This is a genomic window from Aequorivita marisscotiae (assembly GCF_029814825.1).
Classification (GTDB): domain Bacteria; phylum Bacteroidota; class Bacteroidia; order Flavobacteriales; family Flavobacteriaceae; genus Aequorivita; species Aequorivita marisscotiae.
Map to the genome: position 1 here is coordinate 1477839 of NZ_CP122379.1, position 20645 is coordinate 1498483.

Annotated in this window: 21 protein-coding genes and 1 tRNA gene; 10 read left to right on the forward strand and 12 right to left on the reverse strand. The window is 37.0% G+C overall.

The genetic code is table 11. The annotated features are described in order from the left end of the window. Positions 1-30 precede the first annotated feature (30 nt). The 5 genes from porK (at position 31) to QCQ61_RS06750 (ending at position 5850) form a co-directional block, all read left to right on the forward strand. On the forward strand, positions 31-1404 hold the full coding sequence (gene porK / locus QCQ61_RS06730; RefSeq protein ID WP_279450003.1) for a T9SS ring complex lipoprotein PorK/GldK: 1374 nt from the start codon (positions 31-33) through the stop codon (positions 1402-1404). Between the two features lie 63 nt (positions 1405-1467). Continuing rightward, positions 1468-2133, forward strand: a complete 666-nt coding sequence (gene porL, locus QCQ61_RS06735) for a type IX secretion system motor protein PorL/GldL (RefSeq protein ID WP_279450004.1) — start codon at positions 1468-1470, stop codon at positions 2131-2133. 44 nt (positions 2134-2177) lie between these two features. Continuing rightward, a complete protein-coding gene (gene porM / locus QCQ61_RS06740; RefSeq protein WP_279450005.1) occupies positions 2178-3752 on the forward strand; it encodes a type IX secretion system motor protein PorM/GldM in 1575 nt (524 codons plus the stop codon). 24 nt (positions 3753-3776) lie between these two features. Continuing rightward, complete coding sequence (porN, locus tag QCQ61_RS06745; protein ID WP_279450006.1) at positions 3777-4676, forward strand: type IX secretion system ring subunit PorN/GldN; 900 nt, start codon at positions 3777-3779, stop codon at positions 4674-4676. 130 nt (positions 4677-4806) lie between these two features. Further along, positions 4807-5850 carry an NAD(P)/FAD-dependent oxidoreductase gene (locus tag QCQ61_RS06750; protein WP_279450007.1) on the forward strand — a complete coding sequence of 348 codons (1044 nt, stop codon included), beginning with the start codon at positions 4807-4809 and terminating at the stop codon, positions 5848-5850. A 13-nt stretch (positions 5851-5863) separates the two neighbouring features. On the opposite strand, the gene QCQ61_RS06755 is transcribed toward QCQ61_RS06750, so the two are convergent. Continuing rightward, positions 5864-6247: a DUF983 domain-containing protein gene (locus tag QCQ61_RS06755; protein ID WP_279450008.1), complete on the reverse strand. Its 384-nt coding sequence runs from the start codon at positions 6245-6247 to the stop codon at positions 5864-5866. A gap of 84 nt (positions 6248-6331) precedes the next feature. On the opposite strand from QCQ61_RS06755, the gene QCQ61_RS06760 reads away from it, so the two are divergent. Further along, positions 6332-8242 carry an ABC-F family ATP-binding cassette domain-containing protein gene (locus QCQ61_RS06760; protein WP_279450009.1) on the forward strand — a complete coding sequence of 637 codons (1911 nt, stop codon included), beginning with the start codon at positions 6332-6334 and terminating at the stop codon, positions 8240-8242. 38 nt (positions 8243-8280) lie between these two features. After that, positions 8281-8463 carry a CPXCG motif-containing cysteine-rich protein gene (locus QCQ61_RS06765; protein WP_279450010.1) on the forward strand — a complete coding sequence of 61 codons (183 nt, stop codon included), beginning with the start codon at positions 8281-8283 and terminating at the stop codon, positions 8461-8463. Between the two features lie 108 nt (positions 8464-8571). Here the strand turns inward: QCQ61_RS06765 and QCQ61_RS06770 are convergent, their stop codons facing one another. Continuing rightward, on the reverse strand, positions 8572-10119 hold the full coding sequence (locus QCQ61_RS06770) for an AsmA family protein (protein WP_279450011.1): 1548 nt from the start codon (positions 10117-10119) through the stop codon (positions 8572-8574). A gap of 177 nt (positions 10120-10296) precedes the next feature. Here QCQ61_RS06770 and QCQ61_RS06775 point away from each other — a divergent pair. Next, positions 10297-10369, forward strand: a tRNA-Met gene (locus tag QCQ61_RS06775). A 101-nt stretch (positions 10370-10470) separates the two neighbouring features. Here the strand turns inward: QCQ61_RS06775 and QCQ61_RS06780 are convergent. The 3 genes from QCQ61_RS06780 to QCQ61_RS06790 form a co-directional block, all read right to left on the reverse strand. Then, positions 10471-10875 carry a transposase gene (locus QCQ61_RS06780; RefSeq protein ID WP_279450012.1) on the reverse strand — a complete coding sequence of 135 codons (405 nt, stop codon included), beginning with the start codon at positions 10873-10875 and terminating at the stop codon, positions 10471-10473. 82 nt (positions 10876-10957) lie between these two features. After that, on the reverse strand, positions 10958-11395 hold the full coding sequence (locus QCQ61_RS06785; protein ID WP_279450013.1) for a hypothetical protein: 438 nt from the start codon (positions 11393-11395) through the stop codon (positions 10958-10960). Positions 11396-11468: 73 nt separating this feature from the next. Continuing rightward, a complete protein-coding gene (locus QCQ61_RS06790) occupies positions 11469-12215 on the reverse strand; it encodes a hypothetical protein (RefSeq protein ID WP_279450014.1) in 747 nt (248 codons plus the stop codon). A gap of 517 nt (positions 12216-12732) precedes the next feature. Here QCQ61_RS06790 and QCQ61_RS06795 point away from each other — a divergent pair. Next, positions 12733-14007 (forward strand): DEAD/DEAH box helicase, encoded by a 1275-nt coding sequence (locus QCQ61_RS06795; RefSeq protein ID WP_279450015.1) that lies wholly within the window; start codon positions 12733-12735, stop codon positions 14005-14007. A 129-nt stretch (positions 14008-14136) separates the two neighbouring features. On the opposite strand, the gene QCQ61_RS06800 is transcribed toward QCQ61_RS06795, so the two are convergent. Then, positions 14137-14715, reverse strand: coding sequence for a diheme cytochrome c-553 (locus tag QCQ61_RS06800; protein WP_279450017.1), 579 nt, complete (start codon positions 14713-14715; stop codon positions 14137-14139). A 210-nt stretch (positions 14716-14925) separates the two neighbouring features. Between QCQ61_RS06800 and QCQ61_RS06805 the strand changes: the two genes are divergently transcribed. Further along, a complete protein-coding gene (locus QCQ61_RS06805) occupies positions 14926-15396 on the forward strand; it encodes a GtrA family protein (RefSeq protein WP_279450018.1) in 471 nt (156 codons plus the stop codon). Positions 15397-15399: 3 nt separating this feature from the next. Here QCQ61_RS06805 and QCQ61_RS06810 read toward each other — a convergent pair whose 3' ends face one another. From QCQ61_RS06810 to QCQ61_RS06835, 6 genes are all read right to left on the reverse strand, one after another. Further along, the gene (locus QCQ61_RS06810; protein WP_279450019.1) at positions 15400-16200 is read right to left on the reverse strand and encodes a carboxypeptidase-like regulatory domain-containing protein; all 801 of its coding nucleotides are present in this window, start codon (positions 16198-16200) and stop codon (positions 15400-15402) included. A 132-nt stretch (positions 16201-16332) separates the two neighbouring features. After that, complete coding sequence (gene arsB / locus QCQ61_RS06815; protein WP_279450020.1) at positions 16333-17382, reverse strand: ACR3 family arsenite efflux transporter; 1050 nt, start codon at positions 17380-17382, stop codon at positions 16333-16335. Position 17383: 1 nt separating this feature from the next. After that, entirely contained in the window at positions 17384-18019 is a 636-nt protein-coding gene (locus QCQ61_RS06820; RefSeq protein ID WP_279450021.1) for an arsenate-mycothiol transferase ArsC, read from the reverse strand. Further along, the gene (locus QCQ61_RS06825) at positions 18013-18903 is read right to left on the reverse strand and encodes an arsenite methyltransferase (RefSeq protein ID WP_279450023.1); all 891 of its coding nucleotides are present in this window, start codon (positions 18901-18903) and stop codon (positions 18013-18015) included. The genes QCQ61_RS06820 and QCQ61_RS06825 overlap by 7 nt, the downstream gene beginning before the upstream one ends. 36 nt (positions 18904-18939) lie before the next feature. Beyond that, positions 18940-19269, reverse strand: coding sequence for an ArsR/SmtB family transcription factor (locus tag QCQ61_RS06830; protein WP_279450024.1), 330 nt, complete (start codon positions 19267-19269; stop codon positions 18940-18942). Positions 19270-19348: 79 nt separating this feature from the next. Next, the gene (locus QCQ61_RS06835) at positions 19349-20641 is read right to left on the reverse strand and encodes an APC family permease (protein ID WP_279450025.1); all 1293 of its coding nucleotides are present in this window, start codon (positions 20639-20641) and stop codon (positions 19349-19351) included. Positions 20642-20645: the final 4 nt, after the last annotated feature.

Genomic DNA, 20645 nt, shown 5'->3' on the forward strand with positions numbered 1-20645 from the left:
CTTGAATCTCAAAATTTAACCAAAATACCTATGAAGAAGTTTATTGCATTAACTGCGATCGTTGCCTTTTTATTCAGTTGTAACTCTGGAGACCGAGGCGAATTGGTTGGAGTAAAAGGTAAAAAATGGTATCCTCAAAAACCTTATGGAATGACTCTTATACCTGGTGGATCCTTCATTATGGGTAAAAGTGATGACGATTTTGTTGCGGTAAATGATGCCCCAACAAAAACGGTTACCGTTCGCTCATTCTATATGGATGAAACCGAAATTACAAATTCGGAATACCGTCAATTTGTAAATTGGGTAAGAGATTCTACCGTACGATTACGACTTGCAATTCAGGCAGACATGGTTGGGGCAACTCCTGGCGATGGCGGAATTGGTGAATTTGCATTTGTTGATCAGGAAAACGAAGAAATGACGCCGTACCAACAATATATGTACGATAATTATTTTGGGATGGGTGAAGATTACTACGCCGGTAGAAAACTGAATGATAAAATAGATATTATTTGGGATACTTCGGAATATCCAGACGAATACTATTCAGAAGTGATGGATACCATGTATATTCCAATTGAAGAATCGTACAACGGACAGCGTACTATAGATGTTAGCAAACTGAAATTCCAATATACTTACATGGATATTCAGGCTGCCGCAAGAGACAAAAGCAAACGAAGAAAAGATTTTATTAAAAAGGAAGAAATAAACATTTATCCAGATACAACCGTTTGGATTAGAGATTTCAACTACTCGTATAATGAGCCAATGCACAACGATTATTTTTGGCATCAAGCTTATGGCGATTATCCAGTTGTTGGGGTAAGCTGGAAACAAGCGAAGGCATTTACCGCTTGGAGAACATTATATAAAAACGCGTATCAAAAATCTAAAAACAAGAATTTCGTAAATTCATTCCGCCTCCCTGGAGAAGCAGAGTGGGAATATGCCGCTCGTGGCGGTCTTGAATCTGCAACCTATCCTTGGGGTGGTCCTTATGCAAAAAACGACCGCGGTTGTTTTATGGCAAACTTTAAACCATTACGCGGAGATTATGCTGCAGACCAAGCCTTGTACACCGTAGAGGCTAAAAGTTACGAACCAAACGATTTTAACCTCTATAATATGTCCGGAAACGTGGCAGAATGGGTGGCTTCTTCTTACGACCCCGCTTCCTACGATTTCAGTTCAACTATGAACCCGAATGTAAATGACGATGATAATATGCGTAAAGTGGTGCGTGGTGGTTCTTGGAAAGATGTAGCTTACTTTCTTCAAGTAAGTACCCGTGATTACGAATATGCAGACTCGGCAAGAAGTTATATAGGCTTCAGAACTGTTCAAGATTACATGGGAACAGACGTAGTTTTAAATCAAAACTTTGGCGACGCGCGCTAATACCCCATATTTACTAAACTCAATCAACCTTAACTAAAAACTCTCAATTAAAAATTAAGCATTATGGCACAATCAAAATCATCTAAAAAACTATTTAATATGGCCTATGGCCTTGGAGCATCCGTTGTTATTTTAGGAGCGCTTTTTAAAATTCTTCACTGGGAAGTAAACCTTGGGGTTTTTAATCTAGACGGAGGTCTTCTATTGGCAATCGGACTTATTACTGAAGCAATTATTTTCGCAATCTCTGCATTTGAGCCTGTAGATGACGATTTGGATTGGTCTTTGGTTTATCCTGAATTGGCTGGTGGTGCTAGTGCAAATAGAAAAGCTGTTGCAAAGGAAACCGAAGATGCGCAAGGGCTTTTGTCTAAAAAATTGGACGATATGCTTAAAGATGCGCGTATTGATTCAGAATTAATGAACAGCCTTACTACAAGTATCCGTTCTTTTGAAGGTGCCGCCAAAGGAATGGCTCCAACTGCTGAAGCAATGAATTCAACTAAAAAGTACAGCGAAGAAATGGCGCTTGCAGCTGCACAAATGGATTCATTAAATAGCTTGTATAAAGTTCAGATAGAGTCAACAAGCCGTCAAGCTGAAGCAAACAAAGAAGTTGCTGAAAATGCAGAACAATTAAAACAACAAATGCAGCACCTAGCTACCAACCTTTCTTCATTGAACGGCGTTTACGGAGGTATGCTTTCTGCAATGGGTAGTAAAAACTAAGATAGGGTTTCACCTTAATTATTAATCTTTAAAAAGGAATAAAAATGGCAGGAGGAAAACTATCCCCAAGGCAACGAATGATTAACCTGATGTATCTGGTTTTCATTGCAATGCTAGCACTTAACATGTCTAAAGAAGTATTATCGGCTTTTGGACTTTTAAACGAAAAAATATCCGAGGCGAATGTATCAACATCGCAGCGTAACCAACAATTTATGGAAGGTCTGGCTGTAAAAGCAGCTGACGAACCAGGTCAATATGCCGCAGTTGAAGCAAAAGCTAAGGAAATCTCACAAATATCGGATGAGCTGGATACCTACATTGCTAGTCTTAAATCGGCTTCAATGGAAAAAGTAAAAGATCCATCAGATTACGAAGTGATGGATAAACCAGATTATTTTAACAATCTGTTTTTTACAGGAGATAAATACAAAAAAGGCGGACAAGAATTTATTGATCAAATGGATGCTTACCGTACCGAAATGATTAAAATTCTATCAGATCCTGCCTTGGAAAAAGTTGCTGGTATTGAGGAAATAAAAAAATCTATTGAAGCTAACTTTTCAACCGCGGAAGAAACCAATCGCAATGGTAAAAAAGTAAAATGGTTAAATTATAACTACGAAGGCTTCCCATTGGTAGCTTCAATTACTAAGCTTACTCAGATACAAGCTGACGTTAAAACAACTAAAAGTGAAGTTTTACAAAGAATGTTGGCAGGACAACAAGCTGCAGCATTGTCTTTTAGCAACTACTCTACATTAATGGAAACTTCAAAATCTGCCTATTATGCAGGCGAAACTTTTGATGGAGCCATTGTTTTAGGACGTACAGATGAAAGCACTAAGCCAAAGAGAGCCGAATTAACCTTAGACGGAAGAAAACTTGAAGAAGGCAAAGATTATACCTTCGAAGGAGGTAAGGTAAAGCTAAGCGTTAGTGCAGGTTCTCCAGGTGATCATAAAATAGAAGGAACCTTATACTACGGTGAAGGTGGTGAAGAAACAGAAGTAGCGGTAGATAGATCTTTCGCTACAATTTCAATGCCTAACTCTGCAGTAATTGCTGCAGATAAAATGAATGTTGTTTATCGTGGTGTAGATAACCCAATGACGGTTTCTATTCCAGGTATTCCGGACAATAAAGTAAATGCCTCTGCACCTGGCTTATCTAGAGTATCGGGTAGTAAATATGTTATGCGTCCTGGTTCTGGTAGAACGGTTACAATTTCGGCAAACGGAACATTGCCAGACGGCAAGCCAGTTGGCTCTAAATCTGAATTCCGTATAAAGGATATTCCTGCGCCAGTGGGTGCCATTCGTGGCGAAACCGGAATTGTGCGTATGGAACGCGGCGGTCTTGAAATTTCATCGGTATCGGCAGTATTGCCAGATTTCGATTTTGATGTAAACTTAAATGTTTCCGGCTTTAGTTTCAAAGTTTCTGGGCAACCAACAGTACGTGTAAACGGAACCAAATTAGATGCAGCTGCAAAAGGCGCTCTAAGAAGAGCGGGAAGAGGCGAAACCGTACAAATTTTCGATATAAATGCGAAAGTATCAGGAAGTGGCGTTATACTTAAGAAAACTTCGCCAGTAATTATCGAATTGACAAACTAATTTTAGAATAAAACCCCTATAGGTATGAATTTGAAAAATGTTGTTTTATGTGTTTTGGGTTTAGGAATGGCAGCTAGCGCCTCTGCGCAAGTAAATATTCTTAATGCCAAAACCCCAGAGGATATAGGCAAAAAGACCGAATCGCAAATTGCTTATGATAATGATAAACCGTTACCGTATGGGTACACGGACGAGCGTGATGTGTTATGGTCTAAAACCACGTGGGAAATTATTGATCTAGACGAAAGAGTTAATTTTCCTTTGTACTACCCTATAGATACAAACAATATTGGCGCAGATAGACGTTCGCTTTATGATGTTTTAGTGAAAAACATTAAAAACGGAAAGATTGATGGCGTTTATGCCGATTCATATTTTACCGAAAAAAGAACCTTAAAAGATATTGAAGCTTCTTTGGTTTATAGCGATACTACAGATTTAGGTATTGAGCAATACAATGCCGAGGGTGTAGTAGATCCACAATATGTACGTCGCTTTGCACTAAACGCTGGCGATATTGAAGCTTGGCATATTAGAGGCTATTGGTACTTAGACAAGCGCCAAGGCGAATTAAAATACCGTTTGCTCGGTCTTTGTCCTGTGGCAAACGAAGCGCGTTCTAAAGCTTTTCCAGAAGATGGAGTTGATGCTAAAGTGGAACTTTTTTGGGTATGGTTTCCGGGAGCTCGGGAGGTTTTACACGAAGCAAAAGCCTTTAACCGAAAAAATACTTCGCAGCCAATTTCATACGATCATCTACTAAATTCAAGACGCTTTAATGCCGTGATTTACAAAGAAGATAATGTATATGGCGATAGAGGTGTTGATGATTACATTAGCGACAATGCACTTATGCAATTGCTTGAGTCTGATAGAATAAAGGAACAAATACGTAATATAGAAATTGATTTGTGGAATTATTAATAATTCAATAAATCTAAAAATTGAAATAAAGCCCTTCAAGTTCCATTTTGGAATGTGAAGGGTTTTTTTATTGCTAATTGTAAATTATTAAACCAAAGAATGTCATTTCACAAAAAATTGAAACGTACAAATGAAAAAGGTTGATTATATTGTTGTTGGTCTTGGAATAGGTGGCATTTGTTTGTGTGAGCAGCTTAAAAAGCAAAACAAAAGTTTTGTAACTATTGACGGAGGGAGTAAAGGGGCAACCGCAAAATCTGGGGGCGTTTTTAATCCAACGGTGCTTAAGCGCTTTACCGCAGCTTGGAATGCTACAGCTTTTTATCCTGCGGCTATTGATTTTTATACCGACCTCTCAAAAGAATTAAATGTTGAATTTTTTACCAAAACACCAATATTTAGAATTTTTAAAAGTATTGAGGAACAAAATAATTGGTCCGTAGCAAGCGACAAAATTGAATTACGGCAATTTCTTTCTTCAAATTTTTTAAAAAATACCAACCCATCTATTAATGCTGCTTTTGGTTTTGGTGAAGTATTGGGAACCGCAATAATAAAAACCGAAATATTACTTTCGCATTACCGTGATTATTTGCAGGCTGAAAATATATTGCTATCTGAAAATTTTCAATATCAATTATTGGAGCAGCAGGAAAATGGGGTTTGCTATAAGAACATTTCAGCTAATAAAATAATTTTTGCGGAAGGTGCCAGCGCAATTAATAATCCATTTTTTCCGAAACAAACAATTGTTGGCAATAAAGGCGAATACCTGTTAATTCAGGCGCCGGAATTAAAGTTAGATACGTTGTTAAAGGGCGCATTTTACGTAATTCCCCACGGAAATGGTATATATAAGGTGGGTGCAACTTTTAACCGAGATGACTATACAGACCATCCCACAGAAACGGCAAAGGCAGAAATTCTGTCAAAATTAAAAACCTTTATAAACTGTCCGTTTAAAGTAGTCGAGCAAACCGCGGGGGTTCGGCCTACCACCAAAGATCATAGACCTATTTTAGGAAGTTTAAACAATCATCCAAACCTTGTGTTTTTTAATGGCTTGGGCTCGCGAGGTTTTTTGATGGCACCTCTGCTTTCGGAAATACTTATTAATGTGCTGGAAAAGGAACAACCCCTTCCTAAGGAAATGGACATTAAAAGACTCTTGTAAGTTCAATAGCCTATTATTTTGCTTTTTCTTCGTTATAATCTACAAAAAAATTAATCCAGATATTTCTTGAAACCCTTACAATGGGAGGATAGAGTATTACTAACAAGAGAATTATGACCCCAAACGTATAATTTCTGTCTAACCCAATAATAAAATAGGTTATAATAAAGGCGGCAATTGCCAAGGCACAACCCACGCCGTAACTAACGTACATTGCACCAAAGTAAAACGACGGCTCTATTTTAAATTTTTGCCCACAATGACTGCAAGTATCGTGCATTTTCATGATTTTGGAAACTTTATACGGATTTTTTTCCAGATACATTTCGCCTTTATGGCACACCGGGCAAGTGCCGGTAAAAATACTATAGAGTTTAGAACCTTTGAGGAATTGCATTATAGGCTTTTTTAGCACTGCAAAAATAAGCATCTTTGCAGATATTTCAGCGGTAATACACAAATCATCATTCCGAATTTATAAATGATAAATATCCACAATCTTTCGGTTTCCTTTCAAGGCGACTATTTGTTCGAAAAAATTACATTCCAGTTAAAGCCGGGGGATCGCGTGGGCTTGGTTGGTAAAAATGGTGCAGGCAAATCTACCTTGCTCAAAATTATTGCCGGAGAACAGGAATATGACAGCGGCCAAATTGCAACCGATAAAGAAATTTCCATCGGCTTTTTAAAACAGGATATAGATTTTGAAAAAGGTCGTTCGGTTTTAGAAGAATCTTACGAAGCCTTTACCGAAATAAAAAAACTTGAAAAAAAGCTTGAAGAAATAAACATTCAACTCGCTGAGAGAACAGATTATGAGAGTGATGGCTATCATCAACTTATGGTAGATTTAAATGATGTCCAGCATCAGTACGAAATTCACGGTGGATATAATTACCAAGGAGAAACCGAACGTATTTTGCAGGGGTTAGGTTTTCAAAGAGAAGATTTTACCAAGCGTACCGAGACTTTTTCCGGTGGTTGGCGGATGCGTATTGAATTGGCAAAATTGCTGCTTCAAAATAACGATATTCTGCTGCTGGATGAACCTACCAACCACTTAGATATAGAGTCTATTCTTTGGCTCGAAGAATTTTTAAAAAGCTATGCAGGGGCTGTTGTTATCGTATCGCACGATAAAATGTTTTTAGACAATGTTACGAACCGAACTATTGAAATTTCCCTTGGAAAGATCTACGACTTCAATAAGCCATATACGCAGTATTTAGTTCTTCGGAATGAATTGCGCGAACAACAATTGGCATCCCAAAAAAACCAACAAAAACAAATTGAACAAACTGAAAAGTTAATAGATAAATTTCGCGCTAAGGCCAGTAAGGCAACCATGGCGCAATCGCTGATAAAAAAACTAGATAAAATTGATAGAATTGAAGTAGATGAAGACGACAATAGTGTAATGACACTGCGTTTTCCCGTTTCAATTACTCCCGGAAAAGTAGTAATTGAGGCTGAAAATATTTCAAAAAGTTATGGAGACAATAACGTTTTAAACAGCGTAGATTTATTGGTGGAGCGCCAGAGCAAGATAGCCTTTGTTGGTCAGAACGGTCAAGGTAAATCTACATTGGCAAAAATTATTGTTGGCGAAATTGAACACGACGGTAAAGTGCTTTTGGGCCATAATGTGCAAATAGGATACTTTGCCCAAAACCAGGCCGATTATTTAGATGGCAGTAAAACGGTGTTGGATACAATGATAGACGCTGCCAACGAAAAAAACAGAAGCAGAGTACGCGATATTTTAGGATCGTTCCTTTTTCGTGGCGATGAAGTTGAAAAATATGTTCGTGTACTAAGCGGTGGCGAGCGCAACCGTTTGGCCTTGGCTAAGCTATTGTTACAGCCGTTTAATGTTTTGGTTATGGATGAACCCACAAACCATTTAGATATAAAATCTAAAAACGTTTTAAAAGATGCTTTAAAAAACTTTGAGGGAACGTTGCTTTTGGTTTCCCACGACCGTGATTTTCTACAGGGATTAACCAATAAAGTTTACGAATTTAAAGATCATCACATCAAAGAATACTTGGGCGATATTGATTATTTCCTCGAGCAACGGAACCTTGAAAACCTGCGCGAAGCCGAAAAACGTACAGTAGTTGCCGAAACCAAAGTGAAACGAACGGCGGGCGAAGAATACGAAATTCAGAAAAAATTGAAATCGGTTAAAAATAAATTGAGCAATGTGGAATCTACCATTTCTTTTTTGGAAAAGGAGATTGCGAATATAGACACCGAGCTTCTAATTAATTATGAAGAAACCATTGCTAAGCCACACTTTTTCGACAAGTATCAAGAAAAGAAAAAGAAGCTTAAAAATTTGATGGAAGAATGGGAACTGCTTCAAGAAACGCTAGATTCTTTATCATAAAAACCATAAAATTTCTGAAAATTCGCTACATTTAGTATATGCACGAGCACTTTTTTCAATGCCCACATTGCTGGGAAGAAATTTCGATGTTGCTGGATACTTCTGTGCGGCAGCAAACCTATATTGAGGATTGTGAAATTTGTTGTAATCCAATTGAAATAGCCGTTAGTTTTCAAAATGCCGAATTAACTGCATTTACAGCGCACCCAATCGGACAGTAAGTTTGAAGAGGACGTAGCTCTGCAATTATAAAAAATTATTCACAACGTAAAATAGTTTGTGATATAGGAAATTCCAAACTGTAGTTTTATTAGCTCACATTCAAAATTTTAAATCATAATTTTGGTTAGTGCAGCTTTTATGCTAATCCAAAGAAAATTAAACACCGATTTAGATTTATCTCTCTTTGCTTCGGCTACCCCTTTCTTGTAGGAATCTCCATTTTCAGTACTGTTTTTTGATATAAATATATTGGCAATTGCCGAGAGTACTGTGTTCTTTTTTCTTCCGTCTTGCTGAAGAATTTTCACCTTAAAATCAGAATAACTAATTTTCATATTAGTGGTAGAAGTACTGTTGTTGCCATCAATGGTAAAAAAGGTTTTATTGGTTTTTCCTTCCAGTCTCACTTTTAAATTTGGTTCGGTAAAGTTGTTCATTTTATTTGCTGCAAGTGTTCCTAAGGTTCCTTGAAACAAAAATGCGTCTTGTTTATTATTAACGTCAAAACTCCAATCTACCGAAATGGGCGTACTATCCATAAAGTTTGCTTCAATTTTAATTGTGGTTTTTTCAGGACTTTTATAGGTGTTGCTCAAGTTGGAAATGGCGGCGTTTAAATTATTAAAAGTAATTGAACCGCCCATGTTTTCGGCTTTTACGCGTTCTTCATATTTAATTTTTGCATCTTCAATTCTTAAGGAATTTACCGTTAATTCAAAAGGTAGCTCACGTAGCATTTTACTGTAAAGTGGTTTTGTTTTTAAATCGTCAGCTGCCAATTTATCGCGATATATTTCTAATGAAGGCGCAGTTAAAGACACTTTTTTGCTTTGTGCAAAAAACTGGCGATTATTAAATCCGAAATTAATTCCCTCAACGGTTACTTTTTTTAAAGTAAGGTCGTAGTGATCTCGTTCTGTGGTTATAATTTTTGAAAGTTGCGTTTTTGAATACTTCGTGTGCAGTCTAAGATTTTTAAAAATGGCAACTGTATTTTCTAGGGCAAAATCCTTTACGGTTAAATTTTCATAAGGACTCACTTTTACAAATACGGAATCGCTGGTTGCTTTGTAATTGTCAAAAATCATGGGGATTTTTCTCCGTACGGTATTCTTGTCTATTTTAATTCCCGTAACCGCTACGGACAGTCCTTTGGTGTATAGTTTTGTAGAATCTTTACCTTTTTCATAAATAACAAACTTACTATTGTCAATTCGAATATTTTTTACAAAAATGGGTTTGTAGATATCAATAATTCCTTTGTTAACCGTATCGGTACTTGGCACAACACGATCTTTATAATAAGCCATTATTGGGTTTTCAACAGAAATAGTTTCAATGTGTATTTCGTCTTTAAACAAATAATCCCAATAGCTAATGTGTGAAATTTTCAGCTTTTCAACATTTATAAATGTGTGTTTTAGACTATCTGTTTTATTCTTTATTATAAGCGAAGCATTGGTTATTGATAGCGAGCCCCCAAAAGATTCTACGGTAATGGCATCGTAGGAGCGAATCATGTTTTTAGGTAAACGTTCATTTACAAATGATTCCAATTTATTTTTTAAGAAAATATTTATGGAGATGGTAGCAATAATAAAAACGATACCTAAAGTAAATACAATATAGAAAGCCCTCTTTATTTGTTTGTTCATAAATTAAAGATAGGCAAAGATAATAACGCAAAAACAACTTTATATAATACTTTGCAAAATTTAATGAAGGAGCGCTTGTGGAGTCGAAAAAGCTTCTTATCTTTGCAGTCCAATATTTCTGTCGGCATTATGAACCGAAAAGTTAAAAGCTACAGTTGAAATATTAAAAACCCATATCGCGGGATAGAGCAGTAGGTAGCTCGTCGGGCTCATAACCCGAAGGTCACAGGTTCGAGTCCTGTTCCCGCTACTAGGAAAATCAAGCCTTCACAGAAATGTGGGGGCTTTTTTTATGGAGTGGGTACAGAATAGGTACAGAATATAAAAATGGATCAAGACCAATTGTTGTGTTTATGCAAAAATTGTGGTTAATCTATAAAGGAAGAATTCTACATTTTTGACTCCTCTAAACTGCGCTCTAAAAGCTTTTATTTTTGCATTGAATGATTCTGCTGATGCATTTGTACTTCTGTTTATAAAATAGTTTAAGATTGATCTATAATTGAGTGTTATGGTATTTGCAATTGTGTTGAACGCTCTAAAGCCTGTGTTTTCTACATCTTTGTACCAATGAGCCAGTTTTGTATAGGCTGTTTCTATGGATGTTGCCGTATTGAATATATTCCGAAGTCCTTGAACTAGGTCAAAAGCAATTTTTATATCGGGATATTGATTGAACAATATCTTACTTCTGCGGTACTGATTTTCAGTCCAGTTTGATGGCGCTTTGTATAGTAAGTACCTACTTCTGGCCAACAGTTGTTATGCCCAGTTTTTATCTTTTCTTCGTGTAGTTAAAGTTTAATCCAAGCGAGTAATGGCGCTACTCTGTAACCTATCAATCTAAATACATTAACTTGGCTGCTTCTTCAATTTCCTTATCTATATCTGAGTCAAATTTAAAGCTGTAAAGAATCCAGGTTTGGTCTGGTTTATAGAATTGGAATGTATATCGAATGGGTTGCCGGTCAAATTTTACTAGATAGCTTAATAGTACATAGCTTTCCGCGAGTTTTTTCTCGCCTATTAGCTCATAGCCGTAATATTGTCCCACATAATTTTCGTTTAAGCCCTCCAATTTATTTTTTAAATTGGTAATTGCCTCTGTAGCCTGTTCCATCCATTTGTTGCTGGAATACAATTTATCTATTGCTATGGAAGCTCCTTCGTTTTGGTAATTCACAAAAAACGTTGCGGCCATTTCTTTAGGCGAGTTCTGGGCTACCATAAATTGTGATGCCACCAATACTAAAATAATTAAGCTCTTTTTCATCATTTTTCTTGAAATTTTTATTTAAAATTATGTGTTTTAACGATATCTAGTTTCTTAAGTTTTAACGCAAATTAGTTTATTTTAAATTTGGGAATGGCAATCGATACGAAACTGAAAATTTTTTACCGTTCAATACCACTGCTTGATTTTCTTCTAGTGAATTCAATAAGGTTAAAAATTCTTCAAAATTTGATTTTGATAAATAAACACTGTATAGAAATTCGCTTCTTCTAATTGTGGTTTCACTATCTAAATTAGGCCAGTTTTCGGGCCAATTCTTTGGTGTTTCAACAGAGTGGTTGTAATCTGTTAAAAGCACTTCAATTGTTTCGGGGAGCCATTCAGTAGCTTTTTTATTTTTGTAGTTAATTAATTTGTCGAAAACGTTTAAAAAGTAGCTTGGAGTTTTTGCTCTAGCTGCATTACTGTTTCTTAAATCGCCATACACCCCTTTTGTGTTGGGCTGATCAAAATTTAGAATTAATTCGTTTGTAGGTTGATCCGTTAAACTCGTTGTTTCTACATATGCTGTCATTTTAGAAAGACTATCTGTTATTCCCAAACTATTGATTAAGTTTTGAGTCTGAATTGAATCTAAGTTTACCGTATAAAATTTTGACATTTTCTTTTTTGGTAATTGATATATAATATTACCACTTTTGTAAATGGCTATGGTAGGTACATCAGAACCAATAACCATTTCCCAAGGGTTATATTCGGTTAAAACCACCACGGGCGATCCAAATTGGCTATTCCATTCTTGCGCGAATGAGAGGTTTAGCATAAAAATTAAAAATAGCGGAATTAAAGTTTTCTTTACCATCTTATTATGTTTAAGGCTTATATTGTATGCGTTATTTATTGCGTAAACCGCTATTTTGGGATAATACAATTGAAAATTCTTTTAATAAATACAGGCATTGTAAACCTCCATGAACCAAACATGGCCTGAGGATATACAATGTAGTGGGGAGGGTAAAGCACTAAGCTTCATTCCAAATGTATTAAAAATGGCTGAGTTATCTTTATTTATTGTTAAAAATTATTAAGGGTACCAATGGGTGCATTTTACCATGAAGATTGGGTAGCAACCACGTACTTTCACGATTTCGCTATGTTTTAAAAGTTTTAATATGTTTTTTAGTTAAAAGCGGCCTCGGAAAGAATACGCTAGAATAATCCCACGGCGATAATAAAACTTACGGTGCAGAAAATTAACCGTATCTTCGCCCCTTATTAAAACCGTCTTCTTAGTTTTAATGGTTTTTAAAAAGACCGAATTCTAAAAGCGCCGCGATATACTATCTCCAAGCGCAGCGGTCTACATCTTAAAATAATTTATGACATTTAAATCTCTTGGGCTTTCCGATGCCCTGCTAAAAGCAATTAGCAAAAAAGGATATGAAACGCCTTCGGCAATTCAACAAAAAGCAATTCCCTTAATTTTAGAAAGCAAAGATGTGTTGGCATCGGCACAAACGGGAAGTGGAAAAACCGCTGGTTTTGCATTGCCCATTTTACAAATTTTAAATAGTGAACCCGCTTTTCGGAAAAGACCCGTTAGAGCATTAATACTTACCCCAACGCGCGAACTTGCGGCGCAAGTGCAGGATGAATTTAAAGAATATAGCGAATATACAGACCTGCGTTCTACCGTTATTTTCGGTGGCGTGGGTGCAAATCCACAAATTAGGGCATTGCGAAATGGGGTGGATATATTGGTAGCCACACCCGGTAGATTGCTGGACTTGGAAAATCAAAATGCGCTTTCCCTTTCAAAAGTAGAAATTCTTGTATTGGATGAAGCCGATAGAATGCTCGATATGGGTTTTCTGCGCGATATTAAAAAAATTCTGGCGCTACTTCCTTCTAAAAGACAAAATTTGCTTTTCTCCGCAACTTTTTCAAAAGAAATAAAAAAACTGGCAAATGAATTTCTTCATCATCCTGTTTTAGTTGAAGCTACTCCAGAAAATACAACCGTTGAAAAAATTGATCAGACCGTATATCGGGTAGATAAAGCACAAAAAACAGAATTAATCATAAAATTAATTTCGGAAGGAAACTGGAAACAAGTACTCGTTTTTACACGAACCAAGCACGGTGCCAATCGTTTAAGTGAAAAACTTGAAAAGGTGAAAATTACTTCTGCCGCTATTCACGGTAATAAAAGTCAAGGCGCGCGAACACGAGCGCTTTCTGGATTTAAAGAGGGAAGAATACGCGTTTTGGTAGCAACCGATATTGCAGCTAGAGGGTTGGATATTCCATTGTTGCCACACGTAATTAATTATGAATTGCCAAACGTTTCCGAAGATTATGTGCACCGTATTGGCCGTACCGGAAGGGCAGGGGCCAGTGGTGAAGCACTTTCATTGGTAAGTCTAGATGAGGTTGGCTATTTAAAGGATATTGAAAAGTTGATTGGCGAACGGCTGCAGCCCAAAACCCTTCCCGACTTTCAACCCACAGAAACCATGGCCGATGTAAAAGCTGCTGAGGAAGAAAAGAAACAACAAAGGGCAAATCGTCACAGTCGTGGGAGGAATGCACAATCTAAAAAATCCGCCCAAGGCAAGAAACAGAATAGTGGCAGAAATAGAGGTAGAAGGTAGTTCAATCTGCCTTTAATCTGAACCCAGTTTAAAATGAAACCGTCTATTTACGCGCAATTGATACAATTGAACACGTAAATAGACGGTCTTGTTTTTTTAAATTTTAGCGAGTGTAGATAAATAGTTTGTTTATTTCTTCGGTGGAATTGGTGGCGGTACGAGATTTTTCACGGGTTTTATCGTTTGTAAATATGCAAACATTGCTTTTAAATCAGATTCAGGTAATTGTGAAATGGTTTGCCATGGCATTGGAGGTAAAAGGTTTCTCCCGTTTTCCATGCCTTTGTACTTACCGTGTTTGATTGATGTTAAAAACTCCTTTTCCGTCCACCCTCCAATACCAGTATCGTCCGGAGTTATATTTGCTGCAAAAGAGGTGCCCCAGGGTCCCACGGATGCAGTAAGACCAGGTGTAAACAATACAAAGTTTTTAGCGGTTTCAAGGTCATAGTTTGGTATTGCCTCATCTGCGGGATGCCCCGAAAGAAGTAGATCTGGATGGAGAATGGGGCCGCGATCGGTCATTTTTTTAGGCGAATGACAATCGTGACAACCCACTGCACTTATTAAAAGTTCGCCCCGTTTTATAGCAGATTCTATAATTTCTGTTTCTTGGGCTTCGTACAATTTGGGTTCAGCCTCGTCCTTTTTTTTGTCGCAAGCAGTAAGCATGCAAATCAATGCTAGACTTAAAAATTGATTTTTCATAATGTTTGTTGATTTGATTAAGCAATAAAATTAAGAAATATTCTTTTTCAATTTTTAAAACAATCGCTATTTTAATCTGATAATTAATGGGTTACATCTATTTTTCTATTTAAACACATAGTAGATTACTGTGCAAATTTATGGCGCAATATCTCAACCTAAAATGAAACGCTGTACCGTGCTTATGCGTAACTTTGCGCTTCATTAGGTATGAAAAACAGCATTATTAAATTTATTGATTCCTTCTATTTTTTGTTTCGGTGGTTGTTACCTTTAAAAACTTATAGATATGCAGCTTGTGGTGGTGGCAACCTTGTTTTCGATACTTTGCTGTATTTTATTAGCTACAATTTCATCTTTGCCAAAAAGAATCTGGATCTGCATTTTATAGTGCTTAGTCCACATATTGCCTCCCTGTTTTTGGTATTTCCGATAACATTCGTTACGGGTTTTTTGCTTCAAAAATACGTTACTTTTCAAGCTTCAAATTTACCTTGGAAAACTCAGTTTATTAGATATTTTATGGTAGGTATGGGAGCTCTGGTGCTAAACTATATCTGCTTGAAAATTTTCGTAGATGGTTTTGGTTTTTATCCTACGCCGTCAAAGATTTTAACAGCTTTTATTGTTGTAGCCTATAGCTATTTACTTCAAAATAAATTTAGTTTTAAAAGAATTTGATATTTATTGTTCGCGCAATTCACGCCGATATTCTTCACTCTTAGCTTCCAAAAAGTCTATTATTTCTATAGTACTTTGTTTCATGACTGTTTGATATTTGGGATCGTCTTCACAGAAAAAAATAAATGAATAGATGTTGAGTTTTCCTATTTTTAATCCATCGATAAAATAACTTTCGGGAAACTTTTCCAATAAACTTAGGGTCAACGCGGCAGTTTTTTCAAATTCCAAATGTTTTTTCAGCATTTTGGTTCGCCCAGAAATCATATTTAAAAGTGCATCTACTGGCCCGGAGGTTGCGGCGTATAATTGGCGTCGGGTTTTGGAGAGCTTTGGCAAATCTGCATTTGGCAAGCCAATGGAGGTGGCGGTTATAGGGGCTTCAATGGGTATTATATTCGCGTCGCTGCCTATATAGCCGGTGAGTGGGCGCCTTAGAGTTACGGTACTTAGTTGGTTCATTTTTTCGCTCAGATTAATGCTGATTTTTTTGTTGAGTAGTTGCTCTTCCCCTATAACAAGCGTTGTGTTTTCAATCTGTACAGCCGAAACCGAAAGGGTATCGTTTACCGCAACCGCAATTTTAAAGTTTCCAGCCGCATCACTTATGGTACCTTTGTTTGAAGATATGTTAAAAACAGTAACTCCTTCAACATCAATTGCGTCTGCGGTGCTAATTTTTCCGTCCAATAGCAATCGTTGCGAAAACATATTACTGGAAAGTGAAATGGCAACAAGTGCCAAAAGCGTTTTTAAAATTTTAGTTGAATCGCGGAAGCGATATGTAAATAAAAGTTGCGCCATTTTTAATTTTAACCAAGTGTAGAAAAAAAGCGGCATATATAAATATAACTTGACGTAACCTTAACATTCATGATTGCAAAATTTACCTTCCGGACTACCTAATAACCTCGGAATTATAATTTTCTGAAATTATCACAATTCACTTTTTGTAAAATATTTCTTCCGTAACCAAAAAGAAACCCGAACTAATAAAATAAGTGCCGGTACTTCTACCAAAGGCCCAATTACTCCCGTAAATGCTTGCCCCGAATTTAATCCGAATACAGCGATAGCCACGGCGATTGCCAGTTCAAAATTATTGCCGGCAGCCGTAAAAGCAATTGACGCAGTTTTGTTATAAGTGGTTCCTATTGCTTTAGAAAGGAAAAAACCAATAAGAAACATTATTATGAAATAAATTAATAGTGGTACTGCAATTAGGAGTACATCCAAAGGAATTTCTACAATCAATTCACCTTTTAACGAAAACATTACAATGATTGTAAATAGTAAGGCTATTAGTGTAAGAGGCGAAATAGCAGGAATAAATTTGGTAGTGTACCACGTTTCTCCTTTCCATCGCACTAAAATTACCCTGCTCAATATGCCAAGTAAAAATGGAATTCCTAAATAAATAGCGACACTTTCGGCTATCGTAGCTATTGAAATATTTACAATGGCACCCTCAAAACCAAAATATGGTGGCAGTACAGTAATAAAAAGCCAGGCATAAAAGCTATAGGCAAATACCTGAAAAATACTGTTAAGCGCTACCAATCCTGCTCCGTACTCGCTACTTCCTTCCGCTAGATCGTTCCAAACCAATACCATTGCGATGCACCGTGCCAGACCAATTAATATAAGCCCTACCATATATTCTGGATAATCGCGTAAAAATGTAATTGCTAAAACAAACATTAAAACAGGACCGATAATCCAATTTAATATTAATGAAATTGAAAGCACTTTAACATCCTGAAAAACCTTGGGCAAAAGGACGTAATTAACCTTTGCCAATGGCGGATACATCATTAAAATTAAACCGATTGCAATAGGGATATTTGTACTGCCACTATTGAAAGAATTCAAAAAATATGGAAAATTTGGAGCAAAATAGCCAATGCCTACTCCTAGGGCCATGGCAATGAAAATCCAAAGGGTGAGGTAACTGTCTAAAAAATTTAATTTCTTAGGATGGTTCATTTTATAAAGCGATTTTTGAAAATATATATTTCATCTCTGTAGCAATCTGCTCGCTGCGTTCTTTATAAACTCGCTGTTGCTGCGGTGTGCCATCAGAAATTTTCGGGTCTTCATATAATAGCGGAAATCGCTTTTCCGATCCTGCTACAAAGGGACAACCAGCATCGGCTTGCCCACAGGTCATTACCGCCGCAAAGTGGCTTTTGGGGTTAGGAGCATCACTGTATTTTTTCGAGAACGCAAAAATAGGTGGCGCAGTTTCAGAATAGGTAATTTTAAAAAGTGGATTACTGAGCTTATTTTCTTTAGAGATTTTAAAACCTGCATTTTCTAAGGTAGATATCACCATGGGATAAACAGCGGTGACTTCCGTACCTCCAGAATAACAAAAAACCTCGTCTATATTAAAATAGGCTGCCGCAGTTTGCGCCCAGATTTGGGCCAAATGGCTCCGTCGCGAATTGTGCGTACAGATAAAATTGAGCCGAATAGCGTAGTTTGCGGCAGCCTTACTTGCAATATATTCCGTTATCGGGTTTAAAAGCAATTTGCGTTCTTCAGAGAGGTTTGCTGTCTCTAACTTTTCGAAATACTCCTGAAGCTCCCAGAATAAGCCTGTGTTTTTATGTGTTAGCAACACCCGGAATTTGGAGTACAGCTAGAACCTTCTTCCTGCAAATCAACCATTTTTAATTTTGGTTTTTCGGTTTTTGTTCCAGGCTTTTCGGCATACACTGTAATGCTAAAAATACCTGTGCCAGCATTGTTAAAACCCTTTACTTCTTCAGCAGAGAGATATTTTTCAAGAATGTCATTCGGAATTACGATTGGCTTCTCTTTTTGAATAACAATGTTTTGAAACCCTGCTTCTTTAATGTATTGTAAATATTCGGTTTTTTGAATGGCCCCTGCCACGCATCCGGCGTACATTTCGGCGTCTTCTTTTAGGGCATCGGGAAGGTTTCCTTCCAAAACAATATCAGAAATACTAAAGTGTCCGCCTGGTTTTAAGACTCGGCTAATTTCGGTAATAACTTTTTGTTTGTTCGGAACAAGATTTAAAACACAATTGCTCACTATTACGTCTGCAACGTCGTTGCTTACGGGCATTGCGTCTATGTCTCCTTCGCGAAATTCTACATTGTTGTACCCCAATTTTTCGGCATTTGCTCGCGCTTTTTCAATCATTATTGGTGTAAAATCTATACCAATTACTTTTCCTTCAACGCCAGTTTCGTGTCTTGCAACAAAGCAATCGTTACCGGCGCCGGAACCCAAATCTATTACGGTATCGCCTTTATCAATCTTGGCAAATTGCGTCGGCAGGCCACAACCCAATCCTAAATCGGCGTCTTCCATATATCCGCTCGTTTCCGAATAATCGTCCATCATTATGTTATAAACTTTATTCGAAGGAGTAGTTGCACCACAACAGGAAGCTGCATTTTCAGCCTTTCCCTGCTCGGCTATTTTGGCATATCGGTTTTTTACGATATCTTTTAATTCTTGCTCGTTTTTCATTTTGAATTTCTTTAAATTGAATTTTTCAGTTAAAACTTAGCAGCATTTTTCAGTAGAAACATCTTGGTCCAAAAACTGAAGCATTACTTCCTTCATATTTGTCCAATTATCTGTATTAATACAATAACAAATACTGGTGCCTTCAATACTGCCTTTAATTAAACCTAGGTTTTTAAGTTCCTTTAAATGCTGACTGATGGTGGGTTGCGCCAAGCCAATTTCTTCTACCAAATCGCCACAAATACAAGCGTTTATTTTAAATAAATGTTGAAGAATAGCCACTCTTGCCGGATGCCCGAAAGCTTTGGCAAAGGTTGCAATCTGGTTTTGTTGCTCGGTAAATATTTCAGTTTTTGTAATTCCCATGATAGCTTTATAAGTTCATTGCAATATTACGATTAAACATTTAAAACGCAATAGATTTTAAAAAAAAATTGATATTTTATTAATTGGTTTTTGAAACTTTCTTTTTATATAGCCATTCTGCTATAAAGCAGATACAGATAATTGTCAAGGAAATAGACACACCCAACAAATTAGAATTACTTTGCTGGATTATCAACACTATAAAAGCAATGGCAGAGAGGATGGCTCCTATTAAACTAATGGTTTTGCTGGCATTTATTTTTCCGGCTTTTTTAAAACTCACATAATTTACAACAGCAAAGATTAGCAGAAAACCAGCACTGCCTGAGGTTGAAATACTTTCAAGATTGAGAAAGTTGGCGGTTAAAAGTGTAAGTATAACTGTAATTAATAGGCCAATAGGCTTATTCCAAAATTGGTCTGTAAAGGAGTGCGGCAATTCATCGTCTTCCGCGAGTTCATAGCTCACGCGACTCCCTCCGTATAAGCTGGCATTAATTGCTGAAAATGTTGAAATCAATGCTGCAATGGTCATTATGGTAAAACCAATTTGGCCAATCATCGGTTTCGCCGCGGCTGCTAAAACGTAATCTTCTGCAGCTGAAATTTTATCAAAACTCAAAGAACCTACGGTTACTATAGCAATAAGAATATATAATAAAACCACAAATCCCACAGAAATAAAATATGCGCGGGGAACATTTTTCTCGGGACGTTTTAAGTTGGGAACGGCATTGGCAATTAGTTCGAAGCCTTCGTAGGCTACAAATATTACCATTCCTCCGGTAAGAAGCTGCAACGGTCCCTCCCAATTTGCGGGGTTAAGTTGACCGAGGTTTACATTGCCAAAAAGTCCGTAAACTCCTAAGCCAGCAAAAGCTAAAAGGATAAATAATTTTACAAATACCGCGAGACTTTCAATCTCACCCACAACCTTTAAACTATAATAATTTATTATCGTAGCCAATAAAACAACACTACTTATAAAAATATGGGTGTCTATCTCTGGGCTGCCAGTTACAGCGATTAAATTTGGCGCGTAAGACCCAAACGCACTGGCGTACAACGAAAGCATAATAATATAGCTTATCCAGAGTACATTGTTAATGCCGCCGCTAAAAATACTTCTACCAAAACCCTCGTTTACAAAACGCACAGTACCGCCTCTGTCGGGAAATGCCAATGATAATTTAGAATAGCTGTAAGCGGTAAATAGCGCTATAATTCCGGCAAAAAGAAATGCCACGGGCGTACCTCCTTTTGCTAAAGAAACAGCCAAGCCTAAAACTGCAAAAATTCCACCCCCAACCATTCCACCAATTCCGATGGCTACGGCATCTTTTAATTTTATGGAATCGTTTGAGTTTTTCATTCCG